This is a genomic window from Streptomyces sp. NPDC001002 (assembly GCF_053599215.1).
In genome coordinates this window covers 1-22,907 of sequence record NZ_JBSFLV010000024.1, presented here as the reverse complement: position 1 = coordinate 22,907, position 22,907 = coordinate 1, and the positions used below count along the sequence as shown (strand labels likewise).

The following is a 22,907-nucleotide window of genomic DNA, read 5'->3' as shown; positions in this document are numbered from 1 at the left end:
CGAGCCGTCTGACCAGGGGTTTCGCGAGACGTATACGGCAATGTCAGTGGTGTGGTGTGCAATGGATCTCGTGCCCGCACTGAAAGAACCGCTGCACCAGCCACTGAAATCGGTGCTCGGCCCCGCCACCGCGAAGGTGATGGCCGAGCATCTCGGCCTGCACACCGTAGGCGACCTCCTGCACCACTACCCGCGCAGATACGAGGAGCGGGGCCAGCTCACGCACCTGGCCGAGCTCCCCATGGACGAGCACGTCACGGTGGTCGCCCAGGTCGCCGACGCCCGTCTGCACACCTTCGCCTCGTCCAAGGCACCGCGCGGCAAGGGCCAGCGCCTCGAAGTCACGATCACCGACGGCAGCGGCCGGATTCAGCTGGTCTTCTTCGGCAACGGCGTGCACAAGCCCCACAAGGAACTCCTGCCGGGCACGCGCGCGATGTTCGCCGGCAAGGTCTCCGTCTTCAACCGCCGCCTCCAACTGGCGCATCCCGCCTACGAGTTGCTGCACGGAGACACGGACGAACCGGTCGAGACCTGGGCCGGCTCCCTGATCCCGCTCTACCCCGCCACCGCCAAGATGGAGTCCTGGAAGATCGGCAAGGCGATCCAGACGGTGCTGCCCAGCGCCCAGGAGGCCATCGACCCCCTCCCGGACACTCTGCGCGAGGGCCGCGGCCTGGTCTCCCTCCCCGAGGCCCTCCTCAAGATCCACCGCCCCCGCACCCAGGCCGACATCGCCGACGCCCGCACCCGCCTCAAGTGGGACGAGGCCTTCGTCCTCCAGGTAGCCCTCGCCCGCCGCCGCCACGCCGACGCCCAACTCCCGGCGGTCCCCCGCAAACCGTCCCCCGACGGCCTCCTCACATCCTTCGACGACCGCCTCCCCTTCACCCTCACCGAGGGTCAGCAGAAGGTCTCGAAGGAGATCTTCGACGACCTGGCGACGGACCACCCGATGCACCGGCTGCTGCAGGGCGAGGTCGGATCGGGCAAGACGATGGTGGCCCTCCGCGCCATGCTCGCCGTCGTCGACGCCGGTGGGCAGGCCGCGATGCTCGCCCCCACCGAGGTGCTCGCGCAGCAGCACCACCGGTCCATCGTCGAGATGATGGGGGAGTTGGCCGAGGGCGGCATGCTGGGCGGGGCCGAAACGGCCACCAAGGTGGTGCTGCTCACCGGTTCCATGGGCATGGCCGGCCGGCGGCAGGCCCTGCTCGATCTCGTCACCGGTGAGGCCGGCATCGTGATCGGCACGCACGCGTTGATCGAGGACAAGGTCCAGTTCCACGACCTCGGCCTGGTGGTGGTGGACGAGCAGCACCGCTTCGGCGTCGAGCAGCGGGACGCCCTGCGCGGCAAGGGCAAGCAGCCCCCGCACCTGCTGGTCATGACGGCCACCCCCATCCCGCGCACGGTCGCCATGACGGTCTTCGGCGACCTGGAGACCTCGGTCCTCGACCAGCTCCCCGCCGGCCGCTCACCCATCGCCACCCACGTCGTCCCGGCCGCCGACAAACCCCACTTCCTGGCCCGCGCGTGGGAGCGCGTGCGCGAGGAGGTGGAGAACGGCCATCAGGCGTACGTCGTCTGCCCCCGCATCGGCGATGACGCCGACGAACAGGGCGACCCCAAGAAGGCCGCCAAGAAGAAGTCTCCCGAGGACGAGGCCGAGAAGCGCCCGCCCCTGGCCGTCCTGGAAGTGGCCGACCACCTCGCCAAGGGCCCTCTCCAGGGCCTCTCCGTCGAGGTCCTGCACGGCCGGATGCACCCCGACGACAAGGACGCCGTCATGCGCCGGTTCGCCGCCGGCGACACCGACGTCCTGGTCGCCACGACGGTCATCGAGGTCGGGGTGAACGTCCCGAACGCCACGGCGATGGTGATCATGGACGCCGACCGCTTCGGCGTCTCCCAGCTCCACCAGCTCCGCGGCCGCGTCGGCCGAGGCTCCGCCCCCGGCCTCTGCCTCCTGGTCACCGAGATGCCCGAGGCCAGCCCCGCCCGCCAGCGCCTGACCGCGGTCGCCTCCACCACCGACGGCTTCGAACTCTCCCGCATCGACCTGGAACAACGCCGAGAAGGCGACGTCCTCGGCCAGGCCCAGTCCGGCGCCCGCTCCAGCCTCCGCGTCCTGGCGGTCATCGAGGACGAGGAGGTCATCGCCGAGGCGAGAGCGGAGGCGACGGCCGTGGTGGCGACGGATCCCGAGCTGACGGGCTTCCCAGGTCTGCGAACGGCCCTGGACGCCCTTTTGGACGAGGAGAGAGAGCAGTACTTGGAAAAGGGCTAGTGGCACCCCCCAGGGGCGCGGGGAACTGCGCGACCAGCCACACTGAGACCTGAAGCCGTCCACACACAAGGACCCCACATGACCCGCGTGATCGCAGGCGAAGCCGGCGGACGCCGCCTGGCCGTCCCGCCGGGAACCGGAACCCGCCCCACCTCCGACCGCGCCAAAGAAGGCCTCTTCTCCACCTGGCAGTCCCTCCTCGGCACCCCCTTGGAAGGGACCCGGGTCCTGGACCTGTACGCCGGCTCGGGAGCCATCGGCCTGGAGGCACTGTCACGGGGCGCGAGCCACACCCTCCTGGTCGAGGCCGACGCCAGAGCCGCCCGCACCATCAAGGAGAACGTCAAGAACCTCGGCCTCCCCGGCGCCGAGGTCCGCGCGGGCAAGGCGGAACAGATCATCCAGTCACCGGCCCCGTCACAGCCGTACGACCTGGTCTTCCTGGACCCGCCGTACGCCGTCACGGACGCCGATCTTCGGGAGATTCTCCTCACACTCCGCACCGGGGCCTGGCTCACGCGGGACGCACTGGTCACCGTTGAGCGCAGCACCAGAGGCGGCGAATTCCGGTGGCCGGACGGTTTCGAAGCGATCAGGGCCCGTCGCTACGGCGAAGGGACGTTTTGGTACGGTCGCGCCGCCTCTACGTGCGAAGACGCACGATGACCGGACCGGAGAGCGAGGGACCACAAGTGCGCCGTGCCGTCTGTCCCGGGTCGTTCGACCCGATCACCAATGGACACCTCGACATCATCTCCCGCGCCTCCCGCCTCTATGACGAGGTCTACGTCGCGGTGATGATCAACAAGTCCAAGAAGGGCCTGTTCGAGATCGAGGAGCGGATCGACCTGATCCGCGAGGTCACCGCCGACTACGGCAACGTACGCGTCGAGGCCTTTCACGGCCTCCTCGTCGACTTCTGCAAGCAGCGAGACATCCCGGCGATCGTCAAGGGCCTGCGCGCCGTCAGCGACTTCGACTACGAGTTGCAGATGGCGCAGATGAACAACGGCCTGTCCGGCGTGGAGACCCTCTTCGTGCCGACCAACCCCACCTACAGCTTCCTCTCCTCCTCGCTGGTCAAGGAGGTGGCCACCTGGGGCGGCGATGTCTCGCACCTGGTACCGCCGTTGGTCCTGGAGGCTCTGGACAAGCGCCTGCGCAAGGGCTGATGGGGCTACAGTCTTCCCGTCCGTCTCCAACCCAGCTGTAGAGAGTGGCGAGCACCGGTGGACGTACAGGTGGACGTGCAGAAGAAGCTCGACGAGATCGTGGCCTCGGTCTCGGGCGCCCGTTCCATGCCCATGTCGGCGTCGTGCGTGGTCAACCGCGCCGAACTGCTCGCGCAGCTCGAAGAGCTGCGGCAGGCGCTGCCCGGTTCGCTCGCCCAGGCCCAGGAGCTGATCGGCGACCGCGACCACATGGTCGAGTCGGCCCGCCAGGAGGCGGAGCAGATCATCCAGCACGCGCACGCCGAGCGCGGCTCCCTGATCTCCGACACCGAGATCGCCCGCCGCTCCCAGGCCGAGGCCGACCGCATCCTCGCCGAGGCCCGCAAGGAGGCCGAGGACGTGCGCGCGGAGGCCGACGACTACGTCGACTCCAAACTCGCCAACTTCGAGGTCGTCCTCACCAAGACCCTCGGCTCGGTCGGCCGCGGCCGCGAGAAGCTGCTCGGCACCGGCCCGGGCCTGGACGAGCAGGGCTACGAGGACGAGGACGCCCCCGAGCGCAGCCACGACCCGGAGACCCTGCGCAAGGACGCCGACTCCTACGTGGACGTCAAGCTGGGTGCCTTCGAGGCGGTGCTCGCCAAGACCCTGGAGGCGGTCGGCCGCGGCCGGCAGAAGCTGCACGGCCGGATCGCCACCGACGACCTCGGCGCCCTGGCCGACGACCAGACGACCTTCCAGCACTCCAGCGACGCCGACTACCTGGCCGACCTCACCGCCCTCACCGAGCAGGAGAACGCCGCGGCGGCGCCCCAGCAGCCCGCCCAGCAGCAGGGCTACGCCGAGCCGCAGCCGGCGTACGGCTATCAGCAGCAGGCCGACCCCTACGCCGGGCAGTACCAGCAGCAGGGCTACGGCCAGCAGGACGCGTACGGCTATCAGCAGCAGGCCGATCCCTACGCCTACCAGGGCCAGGGCTACGACGCCCAGCAGCAGGCGTACGACCCGAACCAGGCCCAGCAGGCGCAGCAGGCCCAGCAGTCGTACGCCCTGGACGAGACCAGCCTCTTCGACACCGGCATGATCACTCCGGAGCAGCTGCGGGCCTACGAACAGGGTCGCGGCCAGTAACGGACATCCGGATTGGGCCGAGAGCGAAAGGTCCAGTATCCTGGCTCTTCGGTCGCGTGTACGTCCGCGATCAGCGCTGCCCGGAGTCACCGAAGGGCAGCGTCCCTCTGAGCTCTGAAGATCGAAAGCAGGAATGACCTCCAACGCACGCCTAGACCACCGCAACCCGCTCGTGTTCGACACTCACGAGCTCGGGCGGCGGCCCGGCGCGCTGCAGCGGCTGTCCCGCACGATCGACGCCCCGAAGGACCTCGGTCTCCAGGGGGTCATCGGAGTGCCGGAAGGCGCCCCGGTGGAGCTCGACCTCCGCCTTGAGTCGGTCATGGAAGGGGTGCTTGTCACAGGCACCGCCCGTGCACAGGCCGAGGGGGAGTGCGTAAGGTGTCTGGAGCCGCTTGAGCTGGCGCTCGTAGCGGAATTCCAGGAGATGTTCTCCTACCCCGACGCCGATGACCGGGGCCGCCCCAAGGCGGAGCCGGTCGACGACGCCGAGGAAGACGAGGACAGACTCTTCATCGAGGACGGCCTGTTCGACCTCGAACCCGTGCTGCGGGATGCGGTGGTGCTCGCACTGCCGATGCAGCCGGTGTGCCAGGACGACTGTCTGGGCCTGTGCTCCGAGTGCGGAGAGCGGCTCACGGACGACCCGGACCACCACCACGACGCCGTCGACATCCGTTGGGCGGCACTGCAGGGACTCGCCGGTTCACTCGAAGACGGCGAGAAGGACAAGATGAGCGGCGACGAGCCTCGTTCAGCCCGTGCCGCCGAGAAGCAGGAGAAGTAGCCGTGGCTGTTCCGAAGCGGAAGATGTCGCGCAGCAACACGCGCCACCGCCGGTCGCAGTGGAAGGCTGCGGTCCCCAACCTGGTTGCGTGCGAGCGCTGCCACGAGCCCAAGCTGCAGCACATCGCGTGCCCGTCTTGCGGCACTTACAACAAGCGCCAGGTCCTCGAGGTCTGAGCGGCTGGTGAGAGGCACCGTGTCCACTGCCAAGAAGGCGGATGACGCCAAGGCGGACCCAACCGCCAGGAAAAAGTCGGACAACACGGCCTCGTCCCACACGCTTCTGGAAGGGCGGCTCGGCTACCAGCTCGAGTCCGCCCTTCTGGTGCGTGCGCTGACCCACCGTTCCTACGCGTACGAGAACGGCGGTCTGCCGACCAACGAACGGCTGGAGTTCCTCGGGGACTCCGTGCTCGGCCTCGTGGTCACGGACACGCTGTACACGACCCACCCCGACCTGCCCGAAGGCCAACTGGCCAAGTTGCGGGCCGCGGTGGTCAACTCTCGTGCGCTGGCGGAGGTCAGTCGAGGTCTCGACCTGGGTTCCTTCATCCGGCTCGGCCGTGGTGAAGAGGGCACGGGCGGCCGGGACAAGGCGTCCATCCTCGCCGACACCCTAGAAGCGGTGATCGGCGCGGTCTATCTCGACCGAGGCCTCGACGCGGCTTCCGAACTGGTGCATCGCCTGTTCGACCCGCTCATCGAGAAGTCCTCGAACCTCGGAGCCGGCCTGGACTGGAAGACCAGTCTCCAGGAGCTCACCGCGACCGAAAGTCTCGGCGTGCCCGAGTACCTGGTCACGGAGACCGGCCCCGATCACGAGAAGACCTTCACTGCTGCCGCCCGCGTCGGAGGCGTCTCGTACGGCACCGGCACCGGCCGCAGCAAGAAGGAGGCGGAGCAGCAGGCCGCCGAGTCCGCATGGCGGTCCATCCGGGCCGACGCGGACCAGCGAGCCAAACTGGCGGTCGAGAAGGCCGCCGAGGAAGCTGCCGAGCTGGCGGCCGCACAGGCCGCCGAGCAGGAGGCCGAGGAGGCTGCCGAACCGGCAGTCGTCGAAGCCGCCGAGGAGGACGGGGAAGGCCCGTCGTCCGTCTCCGCCTGACGAACAGCGCACCCCGAGCGCCCGTCCCCTCCGTGGGCCGGGCGCTCGGTTCATCCACAGCGGTTTTCCGGTACGGGAGTCCCGATGCCCGAGTTGCCCGAGGTCGAGGTCGTCCGGCGCGGCCTGGAGCGGTGGGTCGCCCATCGTGTCGTCGCCGACGCCGAGGTGCTGCACCCGCGTGCCGTACGCCGGCACATCGCCGGTGCCGACGACTTCGCGCACCGCCTCAAGGGACACCGCGTCGGCGTCCCCAGCCGGCGCGGCAAGTACCTGTGGCTGCCCCTGGAGGACACCCACCAGTCGGTCCTGGCGCACCTCGGGATGAGCGGCCAGCTCCTGGTCCAGCCGCAGGAGTCGCCCGACGAGAAGCACCTGCGCATTCGCGTCCGATTCGCGGACGACCTGGCCACGGAACTCCGCTTCGTCGACCAACGCACCTTCGGCGGACTGTCGTTGCACGACAACACCCCCGAGGGACTGCCCGACGTCATCGCGCACATCGCCCGTGACCCCCTCGACCCGCTGTTCGACGACGAGGCCTTCCACCAAGCGCTGCGCCGCAAGCGCACGACGATCAAACGGGCCCTGCTGGACCAGTCGTTGATCAGCGGAGTCGGCAACATCTATGCGGACGAGGCCCTTTGGCGCGCCCGCGTCCACTACGAACGCCCCACGTCCGGCTTCACCCGCCCGCGCACGGCCGAACTCCTGGGCCACGTAAGGGATGTGATGAACGCGGCGCTCGCCGTCGGCGGCACCAGCTTCGACAGCCTCTACGTCAACGTCAATGGCGAGTCCGGGTACTTCGACCGGTCGCTCGACGCGTACGGGCGTGAGGGTCTGCCGTGCAAGAGGTGCGGTACGGCGATGCGCCGGCGGCCGTGGATGAACCGGTCCAGCTACTTCTGCCCGACGTGTCAGCGGGCGCCGCGCGTCCCGTCGTAGCGCTCGCGGGCCGCGAGGACCTCGTCCATGCGGCCCTCGACGAAGTGGATGAGGCCGAGGAGGCGCTCGGCGACCTCGCGGCCGAGGGGGGTCAGTTCGTAGTCCACGCGGGGCGGGTTCGTCGGCTGGGCCTCGCGGTGCACCAGGCCGTCGCGCTCCAGCGCGTGCAGGGTCTGGGAGAGCATCTTCTCGCTGACGCCGTCGACGCGCCGGCGCAGCTCGTTGAAGCGCAGCGAGCCCTCGTACAGGGCCCCGAGGGTCAGTCCGCCCCAGCGTCCCGTGACGTGCTCCAGCGTCACGCGCGAGGGGCAGGCCTTCGCGAACACGCTGAAGGGGAGGTCCCGTACGTCCGTGGGCTCCTGCGTGATGTCCATGCCACGAGCGTACTCGAAGGCAGCGCTAACCACCGGTTAGCGCTGCCTTCGATTCGTGCCTACCCGGGTACGTACGGGATCTAGTACCCGAAGTCCTGCGTCCACCAGGGGCCGCCCTCGCCGAAGTGCACGCCGACGCCCAGGGTCTTGAAGTCGCAGTTCAGGATGTTGGCCTTGTGGCCGGGGCTGTTCATCCAGGCCTCCATCACCGCGGCCGCGTCGGCCTGGCCGCGGGCGATGTTCTCGCCGCCGAGGCCGGTGATGCCCAGGGCCGCCGCGCGGTCCCACGGAGTGGCCCCGCTCGGGTCGGTGTGGTCGAAGAAGCCCTGCGCGGCCATCGCGTCGCTGAAGGCCGTGGCCAGGTCCGACAGCGCGCTGTTCGCGGCCACCGGGCTGCAGCCGGCCTTGGCCCGCTCGTCGTTGACCAGCTGGAGCACCTGCGCCTCGGCGGCGGCCTCCGCGGTGACCGTGATCGCGGAGGAGCTCTCCTTCGGCGGGGCCGGCTCCTTCGCCGACGGCGTGGTGGTCGGCTTCTCGCTCGGTGTCTCCACCGGCTTCTCGGTCGGCTTCTTGGTCGGCGCGGCCGTCGAGGGCGAGGTCGAGGGAACCGTGCTCGGCGAGGCCGCCCGGTCGGAGTCGCGGCTCGTCGAGGAGCCGTCGTCCCGGTTCTCCGCGCTGCCGGACGTGCCGCCCTGCTCGGTCGCGGAGTTGCTCGGCGTACCGACGGCCTGCGTCTTGTCGCCGCCGCCCCCGCCGCCGAGCTTGTAGTTCTCGAGCCCGGGCATCGAACCCGTGGCGACCGCGACGGTGCCGATGGCGACCGCGGCCGAGACCCCGAGCAGACCGGACTTCACCGGCGTCACGGTCTTCTTGCGCCGGCGGTGCGAGCGGCCCCGGCCGGAGCCCCCGCCGGGCGAGCGCCCGTCGTCGGGGAAGACCGTGGCGAAGTCGTCCTCGTTGGCGAAGAGATAGGCGGCGCTGCGCGCGGACGCCCTGGTGTGCGCCTCGCTGTCCGTGACGGGGCCGGTCCCGAACGACTCCGGGGCCCCACCGCCGTAGGACTGCGGTGCTTCATAGCTGTACGAGTACTCCTGAGGGTCGTAGCCGCTCGTGTACGAGCCGTCCCTTGTAGTGACCCCCGTGGCGCGGCTCGTGGCGGCGCGGCCGGCGGCGGAGCGTCGGTGGCGTCCCATGTCCTTGCCTTCCTCGTTCTGCGGTCGAGCGGACCCATAGGACCTCGGGATCCGCGGAACCTCTGGGCCGTGGAATCTTCGCTGTGACCCGACTCACGCGATCTCACTCGATCGAGTGAGTTTCATATGAGATTCATTGGATGGGGACGGTACCGCATGGCGCCAGAGGAGGGAGTGCCCCGAGAGACATTGGCCGGTTAGGTTGCACTCATGAGCGAGGATGTGCGGCTGGTCGCCTGGGTGCGGGGACGGGTCCAAGGTGTGGGTTTCCGCTGGTTCACGCGGGCCAAGGCGCTGGAGCTCGGGTCCCTGAGTGGTTTTGCTCTCAATTTGGCGGACGGACGGGTTCAGGTGGTCGCGGAGGGGCCTCGGGAGCGGTGCGAGGGACTCCTGGGGTGGCTCCAGGGTGACGACACGCCCGGGCGCGTGGACGGTGTCACCGAGATCTGGGACACACCCCGTGGGGGATACGACGGCTTCGCCATCCGTTGAGCCGGTTCTGTAAAGAGGCGCAGGCGGAAGCGGAGGGACATGCCACCGGCAGCTGCCCGAAGCAGAAATGGCCTGGTGGTTGTCAAGAACCCCGTGTCGTGGCAGGCTCCGCAGCTAAGAATGATCGAACGCCCTCAGGACCCCGCAGGAGTCGCGGCGCCGCCGTCTTCAGGCCGCCGACAGCGGGTTGCCCGTCAATACAGGGCGTGATCGTGTTGACCGTCAAACTTTTTGGTGAGACGCTGAAAACCCCGCGCACCTTAGCTGTTTGGCATGGAGAACGGCAGCACTATCTCAACAGTGCCAGGCACTGCGGGTGCGATTCCCTCACGACCCACACCGCTTCGGTCGGTCACTCAGTGTGGAGGACCATCCATCATGGCAAAGGCGCTTCTCGGTTACGTCGGCGGTTCCGACCCGCGACTCCTCGCCGAGATGCGACGGCTCCAGCAGCGCGTCCAGGACCTGGAATCCGAGCTCGGACGGATCCAGGCGGAGAACGACGCGCTGACGGCTGCCGCTTCTCACGACTCGCTTCTCGAGAGCATCGACGCACGCCAGGCGGAGCCTGCGCTCACCTGATCACTGCATCGCACCACGACAGCAGGGGTTCGGTGGCGAACATCAGCCGCTAAGTTGTCAGAGTTTGCAAGGGACGCTTCGGCGTCCCTTCTTTCTTTCCCCCGTCGCCCTTCACCCTCTTTAACGTTTGGTGTGCCCTGCACGTTCAAAGGCGAAACCGCGGGGAACCGGACGTTCGTGGAGTGAGATAGCGGCGGAAGGTAGAGTCCAGCGGCGTGCACCTCAAGGCCCTGACCCTCCGAGGGTTCAAGTCGTTCGCCTCGGCGACCACGCTCCGGTTCGAGCCGGGTATCACGTGTGTCGTCGGGCCCAACGGCTCGGGCAAGTCCAACGTCGTGGACGCGCTCAGCTGGGTCATGGGCGAACAGGGCGCCAAGTCGCTGCGCGGCGGCAAGATGGAGGACGTCATCTTCGCCGGCACCACGGGGCGTCCGCCCCTCGGCCGCGCCGAAGTCTCCCTGACCATCGACAACTCCGACGGGGCGCTGCCCATCGAGTACGCCGAGGTCACCATCACGCGGATCATGTTCCGCAACGGCGGCAGCGAGTACCAGATCAACGGCGACACGTGTCGCCTCCTCGACATCCAGGAACTCCTGTCCGACTCCGGCATCGGCCGCGAGATGCACGTCATCGTCGGCCAGGGCCAGCTCGACTCCGTCCTGCACGCCGATCCCATGGGCCGCCGCGCCTTCATCGAGGAGGCGGCCGGCGTCCTCAAGCACCGCAAGCGCAAGGAGAAGGCGCTGCGCAAGCTGGACGCGATGCAGGCCAACCTCGCGCGCGTGCAGGACCTCACCGACGAACTGCGCCGCCAGCTCAAGCCTTTGGGCCGGCAGGCCGCCGTCGCCCGCCGGGCCGCCGTCATCCAGGCCGACCTCCGCGACGCCCGCCTGCGCCTGCTCGCCGACGACCTCGTACGGCTGCGCTCCGCGCTGCAGACCGAGGTCGCCGACGAGGCCGCGCTGAAGGAACGCAAGGAAGCCGCCGAGCTGGAGCTGAAGAAGGCCCAGCAGCGCGAGGCCCTCCTTGAGGACGAGGTACGCCAGCTCACCCCGCGACTCCAGCGCGCCCAGCAGACCTGGTACGAACTCTCCCAGCTCGCCGAGCGGGTGCGCGGCACGATCTCGCTGGCCGACGCGCGCGTGAAGAGCGCCACCTCGGTGCCCCCGGAGGAGCGGCGCGGGCGTGACCCCGAGGACATGGAGCGCGAGGCCGCCCGGGTCCGCGAGCAGGAGGCCGAACTCGAAGCGGCCCTCGAAGCGGCCGAGCGCGCCCTGGAGGACACGGTCGCGCACCGCGCCGACCTGGAGCGCGAACTCACCCAGGAGGAACGGCGCCTCAAGGACGTGGCCCGCGCGATCGCCGACCGCCGCGAGGGCCTCGCCCGGCTCAACGGCCAGGTCAACGCGGCCCGTTCGCGCGCCGCCTCCGCGCAGGCCGAGATCGACCGCCTGGCCGCCGCCCGCGACGAGGCCCAGGAACGCGCCGTCACCGCCCAGGAGGAGTACGAGGCCCTCAAGGCGGAGGTCGACGGCCTGGACGCCGACGACGCGGAACTCGGCGAGCAACAGAACACCGCCAAGCAGCGGCTGGCCGAGGCGGAATCAGCGCTGACCTCCGCCCGAGAAGCGGCCACCACGGCGGAACGCAGCCGAGCCGCGACCAAGGCCCGCCACGACGCCCTGGCCCTGGGCCTGCGCCGCAAGGACGGCACCGGAATACTGCTGGGCGCGAAGGACCGCCTCACCGGACTACTGGGCCCGGCCGCAGAACTCCTCACGGTGACACCGGGTTACGAGGTGGCACTGGCGGCGGCGTTCGGCGCGGCGGCGGACGCGATCGCGGTGACCTCCCCGTCCTCGGCGGCGGACGCAATCCGCTTGCTGCGCAAACAGGACGGCGGCAGGGCAGCGTTGCTGTTGGCGGGGGGCCCTGACGACTCGACGCCGGGTGCCACAACGCCCTCAAGGGGCGCGGGGCTGCATCCATTTGCGGCTCCGCCGCGGGGCGCGACCAGCCACGACGAGCCCGCAGCCGCCGAATCACAGAACACCTCCCTCTCTGCCGCGGAACTGGTCCGCGCCCCCTCCGACCTCATGCCGGCCATCCGCCGCCTCCTCAACCGCATCGTCGTCGTCGGCACCCTCGAAGACGCCGAGGAACTGGTCTACCGGCACCCGGAGTTGACCGCCGTCACCGCCGAAGGCGACCTACTGGGCGCCCACTTCGCCCACGGCGGCTCCGCAGGCGCCCCCAGCCTCCTCGAAGTACAGGCCTCCGTAGACGAGGCCGCCGCAGAACTCGAAGAACTGGCAGTCCGCTGCGACGAGTTGACCGAGACCCAGCACGCGGCAACAGAACACCGCAAAGAAGCCGCCGCACAGGTCGAGGCGCTGGGGGAGCGCCGCAGAGCCGCCGACCGAGAGAAGTCCGCCGTCGCACAACAGCTCGGCCGCCTGTCCGGCCAAGCTCGCGGAGCGGCCGGCGAGGCCGAGAGATCCACCGCAGCCGCCGCCCGCGCACAGGACGCCCTCGACAAGGCCCTGGAAGACGCCGAAGAACTCGCCGAACGGCTCGCCGTGGCCGAGGAGATGCCGGTCGAGGAGGAACCCGACACCTCCGTACGGGACCGTCTCGCCGCCGACGGCGCCAACGCCCGCCAGACGGAGATGGAGGCCCGCCTCCAGGTCCGTACACACGAGGAACGTGTGAAGGGCCTGGCCGGCCGAGCCGACTCCCTCGACCGCGCCGCCCGCGCCGAACGCGAGGCCCGCGCGCGTGCCGAACAGCGCCGTGCCCGGCTGCGTCACGAGGCGGCCGTCGCCGAAGCCGTCGCCTCCGGTGCGCGCCAGCTGCTCCTGCACGTGGAGGTGTCGCTCGGCCGGGCCGACGAGGAGCGGACCGCGGCCGACGCGGCCAAGGCGAGGCGCGAGCAGGAGCTGACCGTCGCCCGCACCACCGGCCGCGACCTCAAGGGCGAGCTCGACAAGCTGACGGACTCCGTGCACCGCGGCGAGGTGCTCGGCGCCGAGAAGCGGATGCGCATCGAGCAGCTGGAGACCAAGGCACTGGAGGAGCTCGGCGTGGAGCCGGCCGGGCTCGTCGAGGAGTACGGCCCCCACCAGCTCGTACCGCCCTCGCTCGCCGCCGAGGGCGAGGAGCTCCCGGACGATCCCGAGCACCCGCGCAACCGGCCCAAGGCCTTCCACCGGGCCGAGCAGGAGAAGCGGCTGAAGTCGGCCGAACGGGCGTACCAGCAGCTCGGCAAGGTGAATCCGCTCGCGCTTGAGGAGTTCGCCGCGCTGGAGGAGCGCCACAAGTTCCTCAGCGAGCAGCTCGAAGACCTGAAGAAGACCCGCGCCGACCTGCTCCAGGTGGTGAAGGAGGTCGACGAGCGCGTCGAGCAGGTCTTCACCGAGGCCTACCGGGACACGGCCGTGCAGTTCGAGGGCGTCTTCAGCCGGCTCTTCCCGGGCGGTGAGGGCCGGTTGATCCTCACCGATCCCGACAACATGCTCACCACGGGCGTGGACGTCGAGGCCCGCCCGCCGGGCAAGAAGGTCAAGCGGCTGAGCCTGCTCTCCGGTGGCGAGCGCTCACTCACCGCCGTAGCGTTGCTGGTGTCGATCTTCAAAGCTCGACCCAGCCCCTTCTACGTCATGGACGAGGTCGAGGCAGCCCTCGACGACACCAACCTCCAGCGACTGATCCGGATCATGCAGGAGCTGCAGGAGGCGTCACAGCTCATCGTGATCACGCACCAGAAGCGGACGATGGAGGTCGCCGATGCCCTGTACGGCGTCTCCATGCAGGGCGACGGGGTCTCGAAGGTCATCAGCCAGCGACTGCGCTGAAGCCGTTCCTTCAAATCTTGAACACAAACCCCTCACGGGTGGGCTGATATCTCACATTCATCGCCCATTGACTTCGAAACTTGAAGGCATAGTCTCGGCAACGTCGTTTTTACTTGCAGATGCCACCGATCTGGCATGGTCCCCATTCGGCAGTGTTGCCGGTGGCCCAAGGAGTACACGTGACCAGCACCGCTGAGGCCCCCAAGTCAGGAGCCGGACCGGCTCACCCCGAACATCTCGGGCACGTCATCTTCATCGCGGCGGCGGCCGCGATGGGCGGATTCCTCTTCGGCTACGACAGCTCCGTGATCAACGGCGCCGTCGAGGCCATCCGGGACCGCTACGACATCGGCTCCGCGGCCCTGGCGCAGGTCATCGCCATCGCCCTGATCGGCTGTGCCATCGGCGCGGCGACCGCGGGCCGGATCGCCGACCGCATCGGCCGTATCCGCTGTATGCAGATCTCCGCCGTGCTGTTCACCATCAGCGCCGTCGGCTCCGCGCTGCCCTTCGCGCTCTGGGACCTCGCCTTCTGGCGGATCATCGGCGGCTTCGCCATCGGCATGGCCTCCGTCATCGGCCCCGCCTACATCGCCGAGGTCTCCCCGCCGGCGTACCGCGGCCGGCTCGGCTCCTTCCAGCAGGCCGCCATCGTCATCGGCATCGCGATCTCGCAGCTGGTCAACTGGGGTCTGCTGAACGCCGCCGACGGCGACCAGCGCGGCAAGCTCATGGGCCTGGAGGCCTGGCAGGTCATGCTCGGCGTCATGGTGATCCCGGCCGTCCTCTACGGCCTGCTCTCCTTCGCCATCCCCGAGTCCCCGCGCTTCCTGATCTCCGCGGGCAAGATCGACCGCGCCCACACCGTGCTGCGCGAGGTCGAGGGCGACGACGTCGACCTGGACGCCCGCGTCGCCGAGATCGAGCACGCGATGAAGAGCGAGCACAAGTCGACCTTCAAGGACCTGCTCGGCGGTGGCGGCTTCTTCTTCAAGCCGATCGTCTGGGTCGGCATCGGCCTCTCGGCCTTCCAGCAGCTCGTCGGCATCAACGTCGCGTTCTACTACTCCTCGACGCTGTGGCAGTCGGTCGGCGTCGACCCCACGGAGTCGTTCTTCTACTCCTTCACGACGTCGATCGTGAACATCATCGGCACCGTGATCGCCATGATCTTCGTGGACCGCATCGGCCGTAAGCCGCTGGCCCTCATCGGCTCGGTCGGCATGGTCGTCGGTCTCGCGCTGGAGGCATGGGCCTTCTCCTTCGACCTGGTCGACGGCAAGCTGCCCAGCGCACAGGGCTGGACCGCGCTGATCGCGGCCCACGTCTTCGTCCTCTTCTTCGCCCTGTCCTGGGGCGTCGTGGTCTGGGTCTTCCTCGGCGAGATGTTCCCGAGCCGGATCCGCGCCGCCGCCCTCGGCGTCGCCGCCTCCGCACAGTGGATCGCCAACTGGGCCATCACCGCGAGCTTCCCGTCCCTGGCCGACTGGAACCTCTCCGCGACCTACGTGATCTACACGGTCTTCGCCGCGCTCTCCATCCCGTTCGTCCTGAAGTTCGTGAAGGAGACCAAGGGCAAGAAGCTGGAGGAGATGGGCTGACCCGGCTCAGCCGAGCCGCGGCAGCACCTCGTCGCAGAACAGCCGCAGACTCCGCCACCCCTCCTCCACCGGCATCCCACCGGCGAGCGGATGCAGTACGAGGTTGTCGAGCCCCTGCTCGACGACCTCGTCCGGCGTGAGGATCCGGTAGACGCCCTCGGCGCGCAGCTCGTCGACGTCCGTCGCCCCCGACTTCACGGCCGACCGGATCTCGCCGGACTGCCAGGAGGCGTACGTCCGTGCCTCGTGCAGGAAGTGCTCGCCGTACTGGGCCCAGGCCCGGTCGGGGTCCTCGGCGATGTGCAGCAGGGGCGTCTCGGCGGTCGGCATCATGGTCCAGCCCTCGGTGCCGTACTCGACCAGCCGCTCCTTGTAGTAGGCCTCCAGCTCCGGCAGATGCGCGCTGGGGAAGAACGGCAGGCCCAGGCGGGCGGCGCGGCGGGCGGCGGCCTTCGATGAGCCGCCCACCAGGAGCAGCGGGTGCGGCTCGGTCGCCGGGCGCGGGGTGACCCGTACCGTACGGCCGCGGTACTCGAACTCCTCGCCGGTCCAGGCCTTGAGGAGGGTCTCCAGGAGCTCGTCCTGGAGCTTGCCGCGGCGCTTCCAGTCGACGTCGAACTGGGCGTACTCCTCGGGCCGGTAGCCGATGCCGGCGACCGTCACCAGGCGGCCGCCGCTGAGCAGGTCGAGCACCGCGATGTCCTCGGCCAGCCGGAGCGGGTCGTGCAGCGGGCCGATGATCGCGGAGACGGTGACCGCGATCGTGCGGGTCGCGCCGAACACCGTGGCCGCGAAGGCGAACGGCGAGGGCAGCCAGTTGTTGGCGACGCCGTGGTGCTCCTCGGTCTGCACGGTGGTGACCCCGCGCTCGTCCGCGTACGCGGCCATCTCCACGGCGGCCCGGTAGCGGGCGCCGAGGGAGGCGGGGGTGGCGTCGGGTTCGACGAGGTTGAAACGTACGACCGTGACGGGCATGGGGTCCCCTTCGCCGGGCGGATGTGCGGGGGACGGTAGCTGACGGAGCGTCAGACGGCCAGAGTCGTGGGCCCCCGGTCACGATCCGTACGGGCGGTGGTTCCGGGCCGTACGGCACTGAGCACGGCGAAGACCCATGGCCGATACTGGGTGCGTTATGGAAACCGTCATCCTTGCTGTAGTCATCGCCGTGGTCGTGCTCGGTGCGATCGGCGGGCTCGTCATCGGCAGCCGGCGCAAGAAGCCGCTGCCCCCGCCGCCCACCTCCGTGCCCGACATCACCGCCCCGCCGGCCGAGCCGCACGTCGGCGACGAGGCCGAGACCCCGCGCGACGAACCGCGCCGGACCATAGAGGAGGTGGATCTGCCGGGCGGCTCGGCGCCCGTCGCCGTCGAGGAACCGCCCGCCGGACCCGATCTCACGTCCCCCGAGATCGAGGTCCCCGAGCCGACCGCCGGACGCCTCGTCCGGCTGCGCTCCCGTCTCTCCCGCTCCCAGAACGCCCTGGGCAAGGGGCTGCTCACGCTGCTGTCGCGCGAGCACCTCGACGAGGACACCTGGGAGGAGATCGAGGACATCCTGCTCACCGCCGACGTCGGCGTGCAGCCCACCCAGGAACTGGTCGACGGCCTCCGTGCCCGGGTGAAGGTGCTCGGCACCCGCACCCCCGACGAGCTGCGCTCGCTGCTGCGCGAGGAGCTGCTCAAGCTGGTCGGCACCGACGTCGACCGGGTCGTGAAGACCGAACCCGAGGACCGCAAGCCCGGCATCGTGATGGTCGTCGGGGTCAACGGCACCGGCAAGACCACCACCACCGGCAAGCTCGCCCGCGTCCTGGTGGCCGACGGCAACAGCGTCGTGCTGGGCGCGGCCGACACCTTCCGTGCCGCCGCCGCCGACCAGTTGCAGACCTGGGGCGAGCGGGTCGGCGCCTACACCGTGCGCGGGCCCGAGGGCGGCGACCCCGCCTCCGTCGCCTTCGACGCGGTCAAGGAGGGCAAGGAGATGGGGGCCGACGTCGTCCTCATCGACACCGCGGGACGGCTGCACACCAAGACCGGCCTGATGGACGAGCTCGGCAAGGTGAAGCGGGTCGTCGAGAAGCAGGCGCCGCTGGACGAGGTGCTGCTCGTCCTCGACGCCACGACCGGGCAGAACGGCCTGGTCCAGGCCCGCGTGTTCGCCGAGGTCGTCGACGTCACCGGCATCGTCCTCACCAAGCTCGACGGCACCGCCAAGGGCGGCATCGTGATCGCGGTCCAGCGCGAACTGGGCGTACCGGTCAAGCTGGTGGGCCTGGGCGAGGGCGCGGACGACCTGGCACCCTTCGAGCCGGAGGCGTTCGTGGATGCGCTTATCGGGGACTGACCCGCACGCGCCGCCTGCGGCCACCGCGAGCCCGCGCGCACCGAAGAAGAGGCGCCCGCCCCCGATATGCAGTCAGGGGCGGGCGCGGCTTTTGTGCGCCGGGAGCGGCGCCATTCGTGCCCTCGGACCGAGGCCCTCCGTGTTCGTCGACCGGCGCCCTGCGGCGTTCGTCGCCCGGAGTCCGCGCCGGAACTCGCTGTGCTCACTGCCGGACGCCCACGCCGGAACCCCGTGCCAACCGCCGGAGGCCTACGCCCCCGAGCGGTGGGCCACGTACGCCAGCGTGCCCAGGAGCAGGCGGGCCTGCGGGGGGCGGGTCGCCGCGTCCAGGGCGGGTGGGCGCAGCCAGTGGACCGGGCCCAGGCCGCCGCGGTCGGACGGTGGGGCCGTGATGTACGTACCCGGGCCCAGGCCCCGCAGGTCGAGGGAGGTCGGGTCGTCCCAGCCCATGCGGTAGAGCAGCTCGGGGAGTTCGGCGGCGGCGCCGGGGGCGACGAAGAAGTGGGCGCGGCCCTCGGGGGTCGCGGCGACCGGGCCGACGGGCAGGCCCATGCGCTCCAGGCGGACCAGGGCGCGGCGCCCGGCGGGTTCGGCCACCTCGATGACGTCGAACGCGCGGCCGACGGCCAGCATGACCGACGCTCCCGGGAACTCCGCCCAGGCCTTGGTGACTTCGTCGAGCGTGGCGCCGGCCGGCACCTGGGGCGCGAACTCCAGTGGATGCGCGCCCGGTTCGGGGCAGTCCGTGCGACCGCAGGAGCAGGCGCCGCCCGCGGCCCGCGCGCCCCGTACCACGTCCCAGCCCCAGAGACCGGTGAACTCGGCGACGGCCGTGCACTCGAAGGAGCGGCCGCGCCGACGCGTGCCGGAGCGGATCTCCCGGATGCCGCCGATCGTGAAGCCCATGCCCCCTCCAACGTGTCCGACGCGTCGGTGGTTACGACGCGGATGCGGAACGTGACTCTGTGTTGTCTCGTGCTTCTCGACTTCCCCGCGTCGCGTGGTCCAGGCGGCGCGCGAGTGTGCCCCGGGTGGTGAACTCGGCGGTGCGCGCCCCTGAGTGCACCGCTCCGCCGACTCCCGGTCGTCCTATGTCAAGTGAATCGTGCGTGGGCGACCGTAGGTTCATTCGAAGGGGTGGCGAATGGTGGCGTTTCCGGGATCGCCATGGCTGGAGCGGTGATCGTAGGATTACTTTGAGTGCACGGGTCCTGGGGGCACATGCACTCGTGGGTATGCCGGAGGCAAGTCGGCTTTCCGTTCGAAGGGTGACAACCAGCAGACGGACGGCCGTATTTACCGGCATTCTGATAAGGCTTGGCGCACTCAGCGACAAGTGGTCTCAGGGATGGGGGCGTTCCAGTGAGCGGCAACGGCGGAAGCGGGACAACCGCGACCAGCACGGAGAAGCTGCCCAACGAGCTGCTCACGTCGTGGTTCGTGCGCAGCGGCTGGTCGAAGGGCGAGCTCGCCCGCCAAGTCAACCGCAGGGCACGCCAGTTGGGCGCCAACCACATCTCGACGGACACCTCGCGCGTGCGCCGCTGGCTGGACGGCGAGAACCCCCGCGAACCCATCCCCAGGATCCTCTCCGAGCTGTTCTCCGAGCGCTTCGGCTGTGTGGTCTCCGTCGAGGACCTCGGCCTGCGCGCGGCCCGCCAGTCACCCTCCGCGACCGGCGTCGACCTGCCCTGGACGGGCCCGCAGACGGTGGCCCTGCTCAGCGAGTTCTCGCGCAGTGACCTCATGCTGGCCCGGCGCGGCTTCCTCGGAACCTCGCTGGCCCTGTCCGCGGGCCCGTCCCTCATCGAGCCCATGCAGCGCTGGCTGGTGCCCTCGCAGCACACCCCCCAGTCGGCCCAGGCCGAGTCGCTCGCGGCGAGTCGGCGCGGCGGCCGGCTGTCGCGGCCCGAGCTGGAGCTGCTGGAGTCCACCACGGTGATGTTCCGCCAGTGGGACGCCCAGTGCGGCGGCGGGCTGCGCCGCAAGGCCGTCGTCGGCCAGCTGCACGAGGTGACGGACCTCCTCCAGGAGCCCCAGCCCGACTCCACCACCCGCAAGCTGTTCAAGGTCGCCGCCGAACTGGCGGAGCTGGCCGGCTGGATGTCGTACGACGTCGGGCTGCAGCCGACCGCGCAGAAGTACTTCGTCCTCGCCCTGCACGCCGCCAAGGAGGCGGGCGACAAGCCGCTCGGCTCGTACGTCCTGTCCAGCATGAGCCGTCAGATGATCCACCTCGGCCGGCCCGAGGACGCGCTGGAGCTGATCCACCTCGCGCAGTACGGCAGCCGGGACTGCGCGAGCCCGCGCACCCAGTCCATGCTGTATGCGATGGAGGCCCGCGCCTACGCCAACATGGGGCAGCCCGGCAAGTGCAAGCGGGCGGTCCGGATGGCCGAGGACACCTTCGCCGACGTCGACGACTGGGACGAGCCGGAGTCCGACTGGATCCGCTTCTTCTCCGAGGCCGAACTGCACGGCGAGAACAGCCACTCCTTCCGCGACCTGGCCTACGTGGCCGGCCGCAGCCCCACCTACGCCTCGCTGGCCGAGCCCGTGATGCGGCGGGCCGTCGACCTGTTCGCCAAGGACAGCGAGCACCAGCGGTCGTACGCACTGAATCTGATCGGCATGGCCACCGTGCACCTGCTGCAGCGTGAGCCCGAGCGGAGCACGGTTCTGGTCGAGGAGGCCATGCACGTAGCCAAGAAGGTCCGCTCGGAGCGCGTCAACACTCGTATTCGAAAGACGGTCGACACGGCCGTCCGCGACTTCGGTGACCTCGCCGAGGTCATCGACCTCACCGACAAGCTCGCCATCGAGCTGCCGGAGACCGCCGAAGCGGTCTGAGACACGGCACAGCCCCAGAACTCCGGCCGCGGCCGGCCCTCCCGAACTGCCCGACTCGGCTCCCCCATGCCAGGTCATCGGAAGGCCGACCGCGGCCGGTTTGCTTCCTCCAGGGAAGGTTGCGCCACGATAACGATCGCTCCGCCGAACATCTGCCAGTTCATCGACGCGTAACACGCAGGACGCCTTCGTCACGGCGGCGAAACATCGAGGGGCTTCGACGGAAACCGCGCTGCGCCAATCTCATGGCGCATAACCGGCCCACCCCTCATGACCGCTCAGGCTTCGCCCGCACGGGGCCGTACCAACGACGAGGAGACGCCGATGGCACCAGCCATCACGCTTGCCGCAGACAAGTTGTCTGCCGCCAACACAGGCTTCATGCTTATCTGTTCCGCCCTGGTGCTGATCATGACTCCGGGCCTCGCCTTCTTCTACGGAGGCATGGTCCGCGTCAAGAGCACGCTCAACATGCTGATGATGAGCTTCATCAGCATCGGGATCGTCACGATCCTGTGGGTGCTCTACGGCTTCTCCATGTCGTTCGGAACCGACCACGGCTCGCTGATCGGCTGGGAGTCCGACTTCGTCGGATTCAGCGGCATCGACAAGATGGACATCTGGTCGGGGTACACGATCCCGGTCTTCGTCTTCGCCGTCTTCCAGATGATGTTCGCGATCATCACGCCGGCCCTGATAAGCGGCGCGATCGCCGACCGCGTGAAGTTCACCGCCTGGTCGCTCTTCGTCGTGCTGTGGGCGACGGTCGTGTACTTCCCGGTCGCGCACTGGGTCTGGGGCACCGGCGGCTGGGCCTTCGAGCTCGGTGTGATCGACTTCGCCGGTGGTACGGCGGTCCACATCAACGCGGGTGCCGCGGCACTCGGCGTGATCCTCGTCATCGGCAAGCGCACCGGCTTCAAGCGTGACCCGATGCGCCCGCACAGCCTCCCGCTGGTCATGCTCGGCGCCGGTCTCCTGTGGTTCGGCTGGTTCGGCTTCAACGCCGGCTCCTGGCTCGGCAACGACGACGGCGTCGGCCCGCTGATGTTCGTCAACACGCAGATCGCCACCGCGGCCGCCATGCTCGCCTGGCTCGCCTACGAGAAGATCCGGCACGGCGCGTTCACCACCCTGGGCGCCGCCTCCGGCGCGGTCGCCGGTCTGGTCGCCATCACCCCGTCCGGCGGTGCGGTCAGCCCGCTCGGCGCGATCGCGGTCGGTGTCATCGCCGGTGTCGCCTGCGCCGCGGCCGTCGGCCTGAAGTACCGCTTCAACTACGACGACTCGCTCGACGTGGTCGGCGTCCACATGGTCGGCGGTGTCGTCGGCTCCCTGCTCATCGGCTTCTTCGCCAGCGGCAAGGGCCAGTCCGACGTCGAGGGCCTCTTCTACGGCGGCGGCCTCGACCAGTTCTGGAAGCAGTGCGCCGGTGTCTTCGCCGTCCTGGCCTACTCCCTGATCGCCTCCGCGATCCTCGCCTTCCTCATCGACAAGACCATCGGTATGCGGGTCAGCGAGGACGAGGAGATCTCGGGCATCGACCAGGCCGAGCACGCCGAGACCGCATACGACTTCAGCGGCGCCGGCGGTGGCATCGGCAGCGGCGCACTGGCCGCCGCGGAGACGAAGAAGGTGGACGCATGAAGCTCATCACCGCCGTCGTGAAGCCGCATCGGCTCGACGAGATCAAGGAGGCCCTCCAGGCCTTCGGGGTCCACGGCCTGACGGTCACCGAAGCCAGCGGCTACGGTCGTCAGCGGGGTCACACCGAGGTCTACCGCGGTGCCGAGTACACGGTCGACCTGGTACCGAAGATCCGTATCGAGGTACTGGCCGAGGACGACGACACCGAGCAGCTGATCGACGTCATCGTCAAGGCCGCCCGCACCGGCAAGATCGGTGACGGCAAGGTCTGGTCCCTCCCGGTCGAGACGGCCGTACGGGTCCGGACCGGCGAGCGCGGACCGGACGCGCTCTAAAAGAAGAGGAACAGGAGTCGCTGGGTGTCGAGCACGGACGTGCGCAACGAAGCAGAGGATTCGGGACCCAGCGGCTACGCGGCGGCCCGGCTGCGCCTCCTCCAGGAGCCGGCGCTCTGGGAGCCGCCCCCGATCCCACGCTCCGGCCCCACTGGCGGGTCCACTTCGTGGTCGCGGACGTCGGGGCGTGCGTCCGGGCCGCC

The 22,907-nt window shown here is 69.6% G+C and carries 20 protein-coding genes; 16 read left to right on the top strand and 4 right to left on the bottom strand.

Annotated elements, in window-relative coordinates; genetic code table 11:
- Positions 1–61: 61 nt before the first annotated feature.
- The 8 genes from recG (at position 62) to mutM (ending at position 7,429) form a co-directional block, all read left to right on the top strand.
- Positions 62–2,290: an ATP-dependent DNA helicase RecG gene (recG, locus tag ACWDR3_RS13730; protein WP_450352683.1), complete on the top strand. Its 2,229-nt coding sequence runs from the start codon at positions 62–64 to the stop codon at positions 2,288–2,290.
- A gap of 78 nt (positions 2,291–2,368) precedes the next feature.
- Positions 2,369–2,956: a 16S rRNA (guanine(966)-N(2))-methyltransferase RsmD gene (rsmD, locus tag ACWDR3_RS13725; protein WP_450352681.1), complete on the top strand. Its 588-nt coding sequence runs from the start codon at positions 2,369–2,371 to the stop codon at positions 2,954–2,956.
- A gap of 26 nt (positions 2,957–2,982) precedes the next feature.
- Positions 2,983–3,462 (top strand): pantetheine-phosphate adenylyltransferase, encoded by a 480-nt coding sequence (gene coaD, locus ACWDR3_RS13720; protein WP_280880318.1) that lies wholly within the window; start codon positions 2,983–2,985, stop codon positions 3,460–3,462.
- Positions 3,463–3,531: 69 nt separating this feature from the next.
- Positions 3,532–4,593, top strand: a complete 1,062-nt coding sequence (locus ACWDR3_RS13715; RefSeq protein WP_450352730.1) for an ATP synthase F0 subunit B — start codon at positions 3,532–3,534, stop codon at positions 4,591–4,593.
- A 133-nt stretch (positions 4,594–4,726) separates the two neighbouring features.
- On the top strand, positions 4,727–5,380 hold the full coding sequence (locus tag ACWDR3_RS13710; RefSeq protein ID WP_401722748.1) for a YceD family protein: 654 nt from the start codon (positions 4,727–4,729) through the stop codon (positions 5,378–5,380).
- Between the two features lie 2 nt (positions 5,381–5,382).
- Entirely contained in the window at positions 5,383–5,556 is a 174-nt protein-coding gene (rpmF, locus tag ACWDR3_RS13705; protein WP_073491177.1) for a 50S ribosomal protein L32, read from the top strand.
- A 7-nt stretch (positions 5,557–5,563) separates the two neighbouring features.
- A complete protein-coding gene (gene rnc, locus ACWDR3_RS13700; RefSeq protein ID WP_450352680.1) occupies positions 5,564–6,484 on the top strand; it encodes a ribonuclease III in 921 nt (306 codons plus the stop codon).
- A gap of 84 nt (positions 6,485–6,568) precedes the next feature.
- Positions 6,569–7,429: a bifunctional DNA-formamidopyrimidine glycosylase/DNA-(apurinic or apyrimidinic site) lyase gene (gene mutM / locus ACWDR3_RS13695; RefSeq protein ID WP_450352679.1), complete on the top strand. Its 861-nt coding sequence runs from the start codon at positions 6,569–6,571 to the stop codon at positions 7,427–7,429.
- On the opposite strand, the gene ACWDR3_RS13690 is transcribed toward mutM, so the two are convergent.
- Complete coding sequence (locus ACWDR3_RS13690) at positions 7,402–7,803, bottom strand: winged helix-turn-helix transcriptional regulator (protein WP_450352678.1); 402 nt, start codon at positions 7,801–7,803, stop codon at positions 7,402–7,404. The genes mutM and ACWDR3_RS13690 overlap by 28 nt on opposite strands.
- A gap of 80 nt (positions 7,804–7,883) precedes the next feature.
- Complete coding sequence (locus ACWDR3_RS13685) at positions 7,884–8,996, bottom strand: CAP domain-containing protein (protein WP_450352677.1); 1,113 nt, start codon at positions 8,994–8,996, stop codon at positions 7,884–7,886.
- A 210-nt stretch (positions 8,997–9,206) separates the two neighbouring features.
- Between ACWDR3_RS13685 and ACWDR3_RS13680 the strand changes: the two genes are divergently transcribed.
- The 4 genes from ACWDR3_RS13680 (at position 9,207) to ACWDR3_RS13665 (ending at position 15,528) form a co-directional block, all read left to right on the top strand.
- Entirely contained in the window at positions 9,207–9,488 is a 282-nt protein-coding gene (locus tag ACWDR3_RS13680) for an acylphosphatase (RefSeq protein WP_450352676.1), read from the top strand.
- A gap of 378 nt (positions 9,489–9,866) precedes the next feature.
- Entirely contained in the window at positions 9,867–10,070 is a 204-nt protein-coding gene (locus ACWDR3_RS13675) for a hypothetical protein (RefSeq protein ID WP_079659246.1), read from the top strand.
- A gap of 215 nt (positions 10,071–10,285) precedes the next feature.
- Positions 10,286–13,927: a chromosome segregation protein SMC gene (gene smc, locus ACWDR3_RS13670; RefSeq protein ID WP_450352675.1), complete on the top strand. Its 3,642-nt coding sequence runs from the start codon at positions 10,286–10,288 to the stop codon at positions 13,925–13,927.
- 179 nt (positions 13,928–14,106) lie between these two features.
- Entirely contained in the window at positions 14,107–15,528 is a 1,422-nt protein-coding gene (locus ACWDR3_RS13665) for a sugar porter family MFS transporter (protein WP_450352674.1), read from the top strand.
- 6 nt (positions 15,529–15,534) lie between these two features.
- Here ACWDR3_RS13665 and ACWDR3_RS13660 read toward each other — a convergent pair whose 3' ends face one another.
- The gene (locus ACWDR3_RS13660) at positions 15,535–16,503 is read right to left on the bottom strand and encodes an LLM class flavin-dependent oxidoreductase (protein WP_450352673.1); all 969 of its coding nucleotides are present in this window, start codon (positions 16,501–16,503) and stop codon (positions 15,535–15,537) included.
- A gap of 157 nt (positions 16,504–16,660) precedes the next feature.
- Between ACWDR3_RS13660 and ftsY the strand changes: the two genes are divergently transcribed.
- Complete coding sequence (ftsY, locus tag ACWDR3_RS13655; protein ID WP_450352672.1) at positions 16,661–17,872, top strand: signal recognition particle-docking protein FtsY; 1,212 nt, start codon at positions 16,661–16,663, stop codon at positions 17,870–17,872.
- A 249-nt stretch (positions 17,873–18,121) separates the two neighbouring features.
- Here the strand turns inward: ftsY and ACWDR3_RS13650 are convergent, their stop codons facing one another.
- Positions 18,122–18,778, bottom strand: a complete 657-nt coding sequence (locus ACWDR3_RS13650; RefSeq protein WP_450352671.1) for a bifunctional DNA primase/polymerase — start codon at positions 18,776–18,778, stop codon at positions 18,122–18,124.
- A 456-nt stretch (positions 18,779–19,234) separates the two neighbouring features.
- On the opposite strand from ACWDR3_RS13650, the gene nsdA reads away from it, so the two are divergent.
- The 3 genes from nsdA (at position 19,235) to ACWDR3_RS13635 (ending at position 22,704) form a co-directional block, all read left to right on the top strand.
- Positions 19,235–20,722, top strand: coding sequence for a transcriptional repressor NsdA (gene nsdA / locus ACWDR3_RS13645; RefSeq protein ID WP_450352670.1), 1,488 nt, complete (start codon positions 19,235–19,237; stop codon positions 20,720–20,722).
- Between the two features lie 324 nt (positions 20,723–21,046).
- The gene (locus ACWDR3_RS13640; protein ID WP_450352669.1) at positions 21,047–22,369 is read left to right on the top strand and encodes an ammonium transporter; all 1,323 of its coding nucleotides are present in this window, start codon (positions 21,047–21,049) and stop codon (positions 22,367–22,369) included.
- A complete protein-coding gene (locus ACWDR3_RS13635; RefSeq protein WP_123997477.1) occupies positions 22,366–22,704 on the top strand; it encodes a P-II family nitrogen regulator in 339 nt (112 codons plus the stop codon). Before ACWDR3_RS13640 ends, ACWDR3_RS13635 begins: the two co-directional genes overlap by 4 nt.
- Positions 22,705–22,907: the final 203 nt, after the last annotated feature.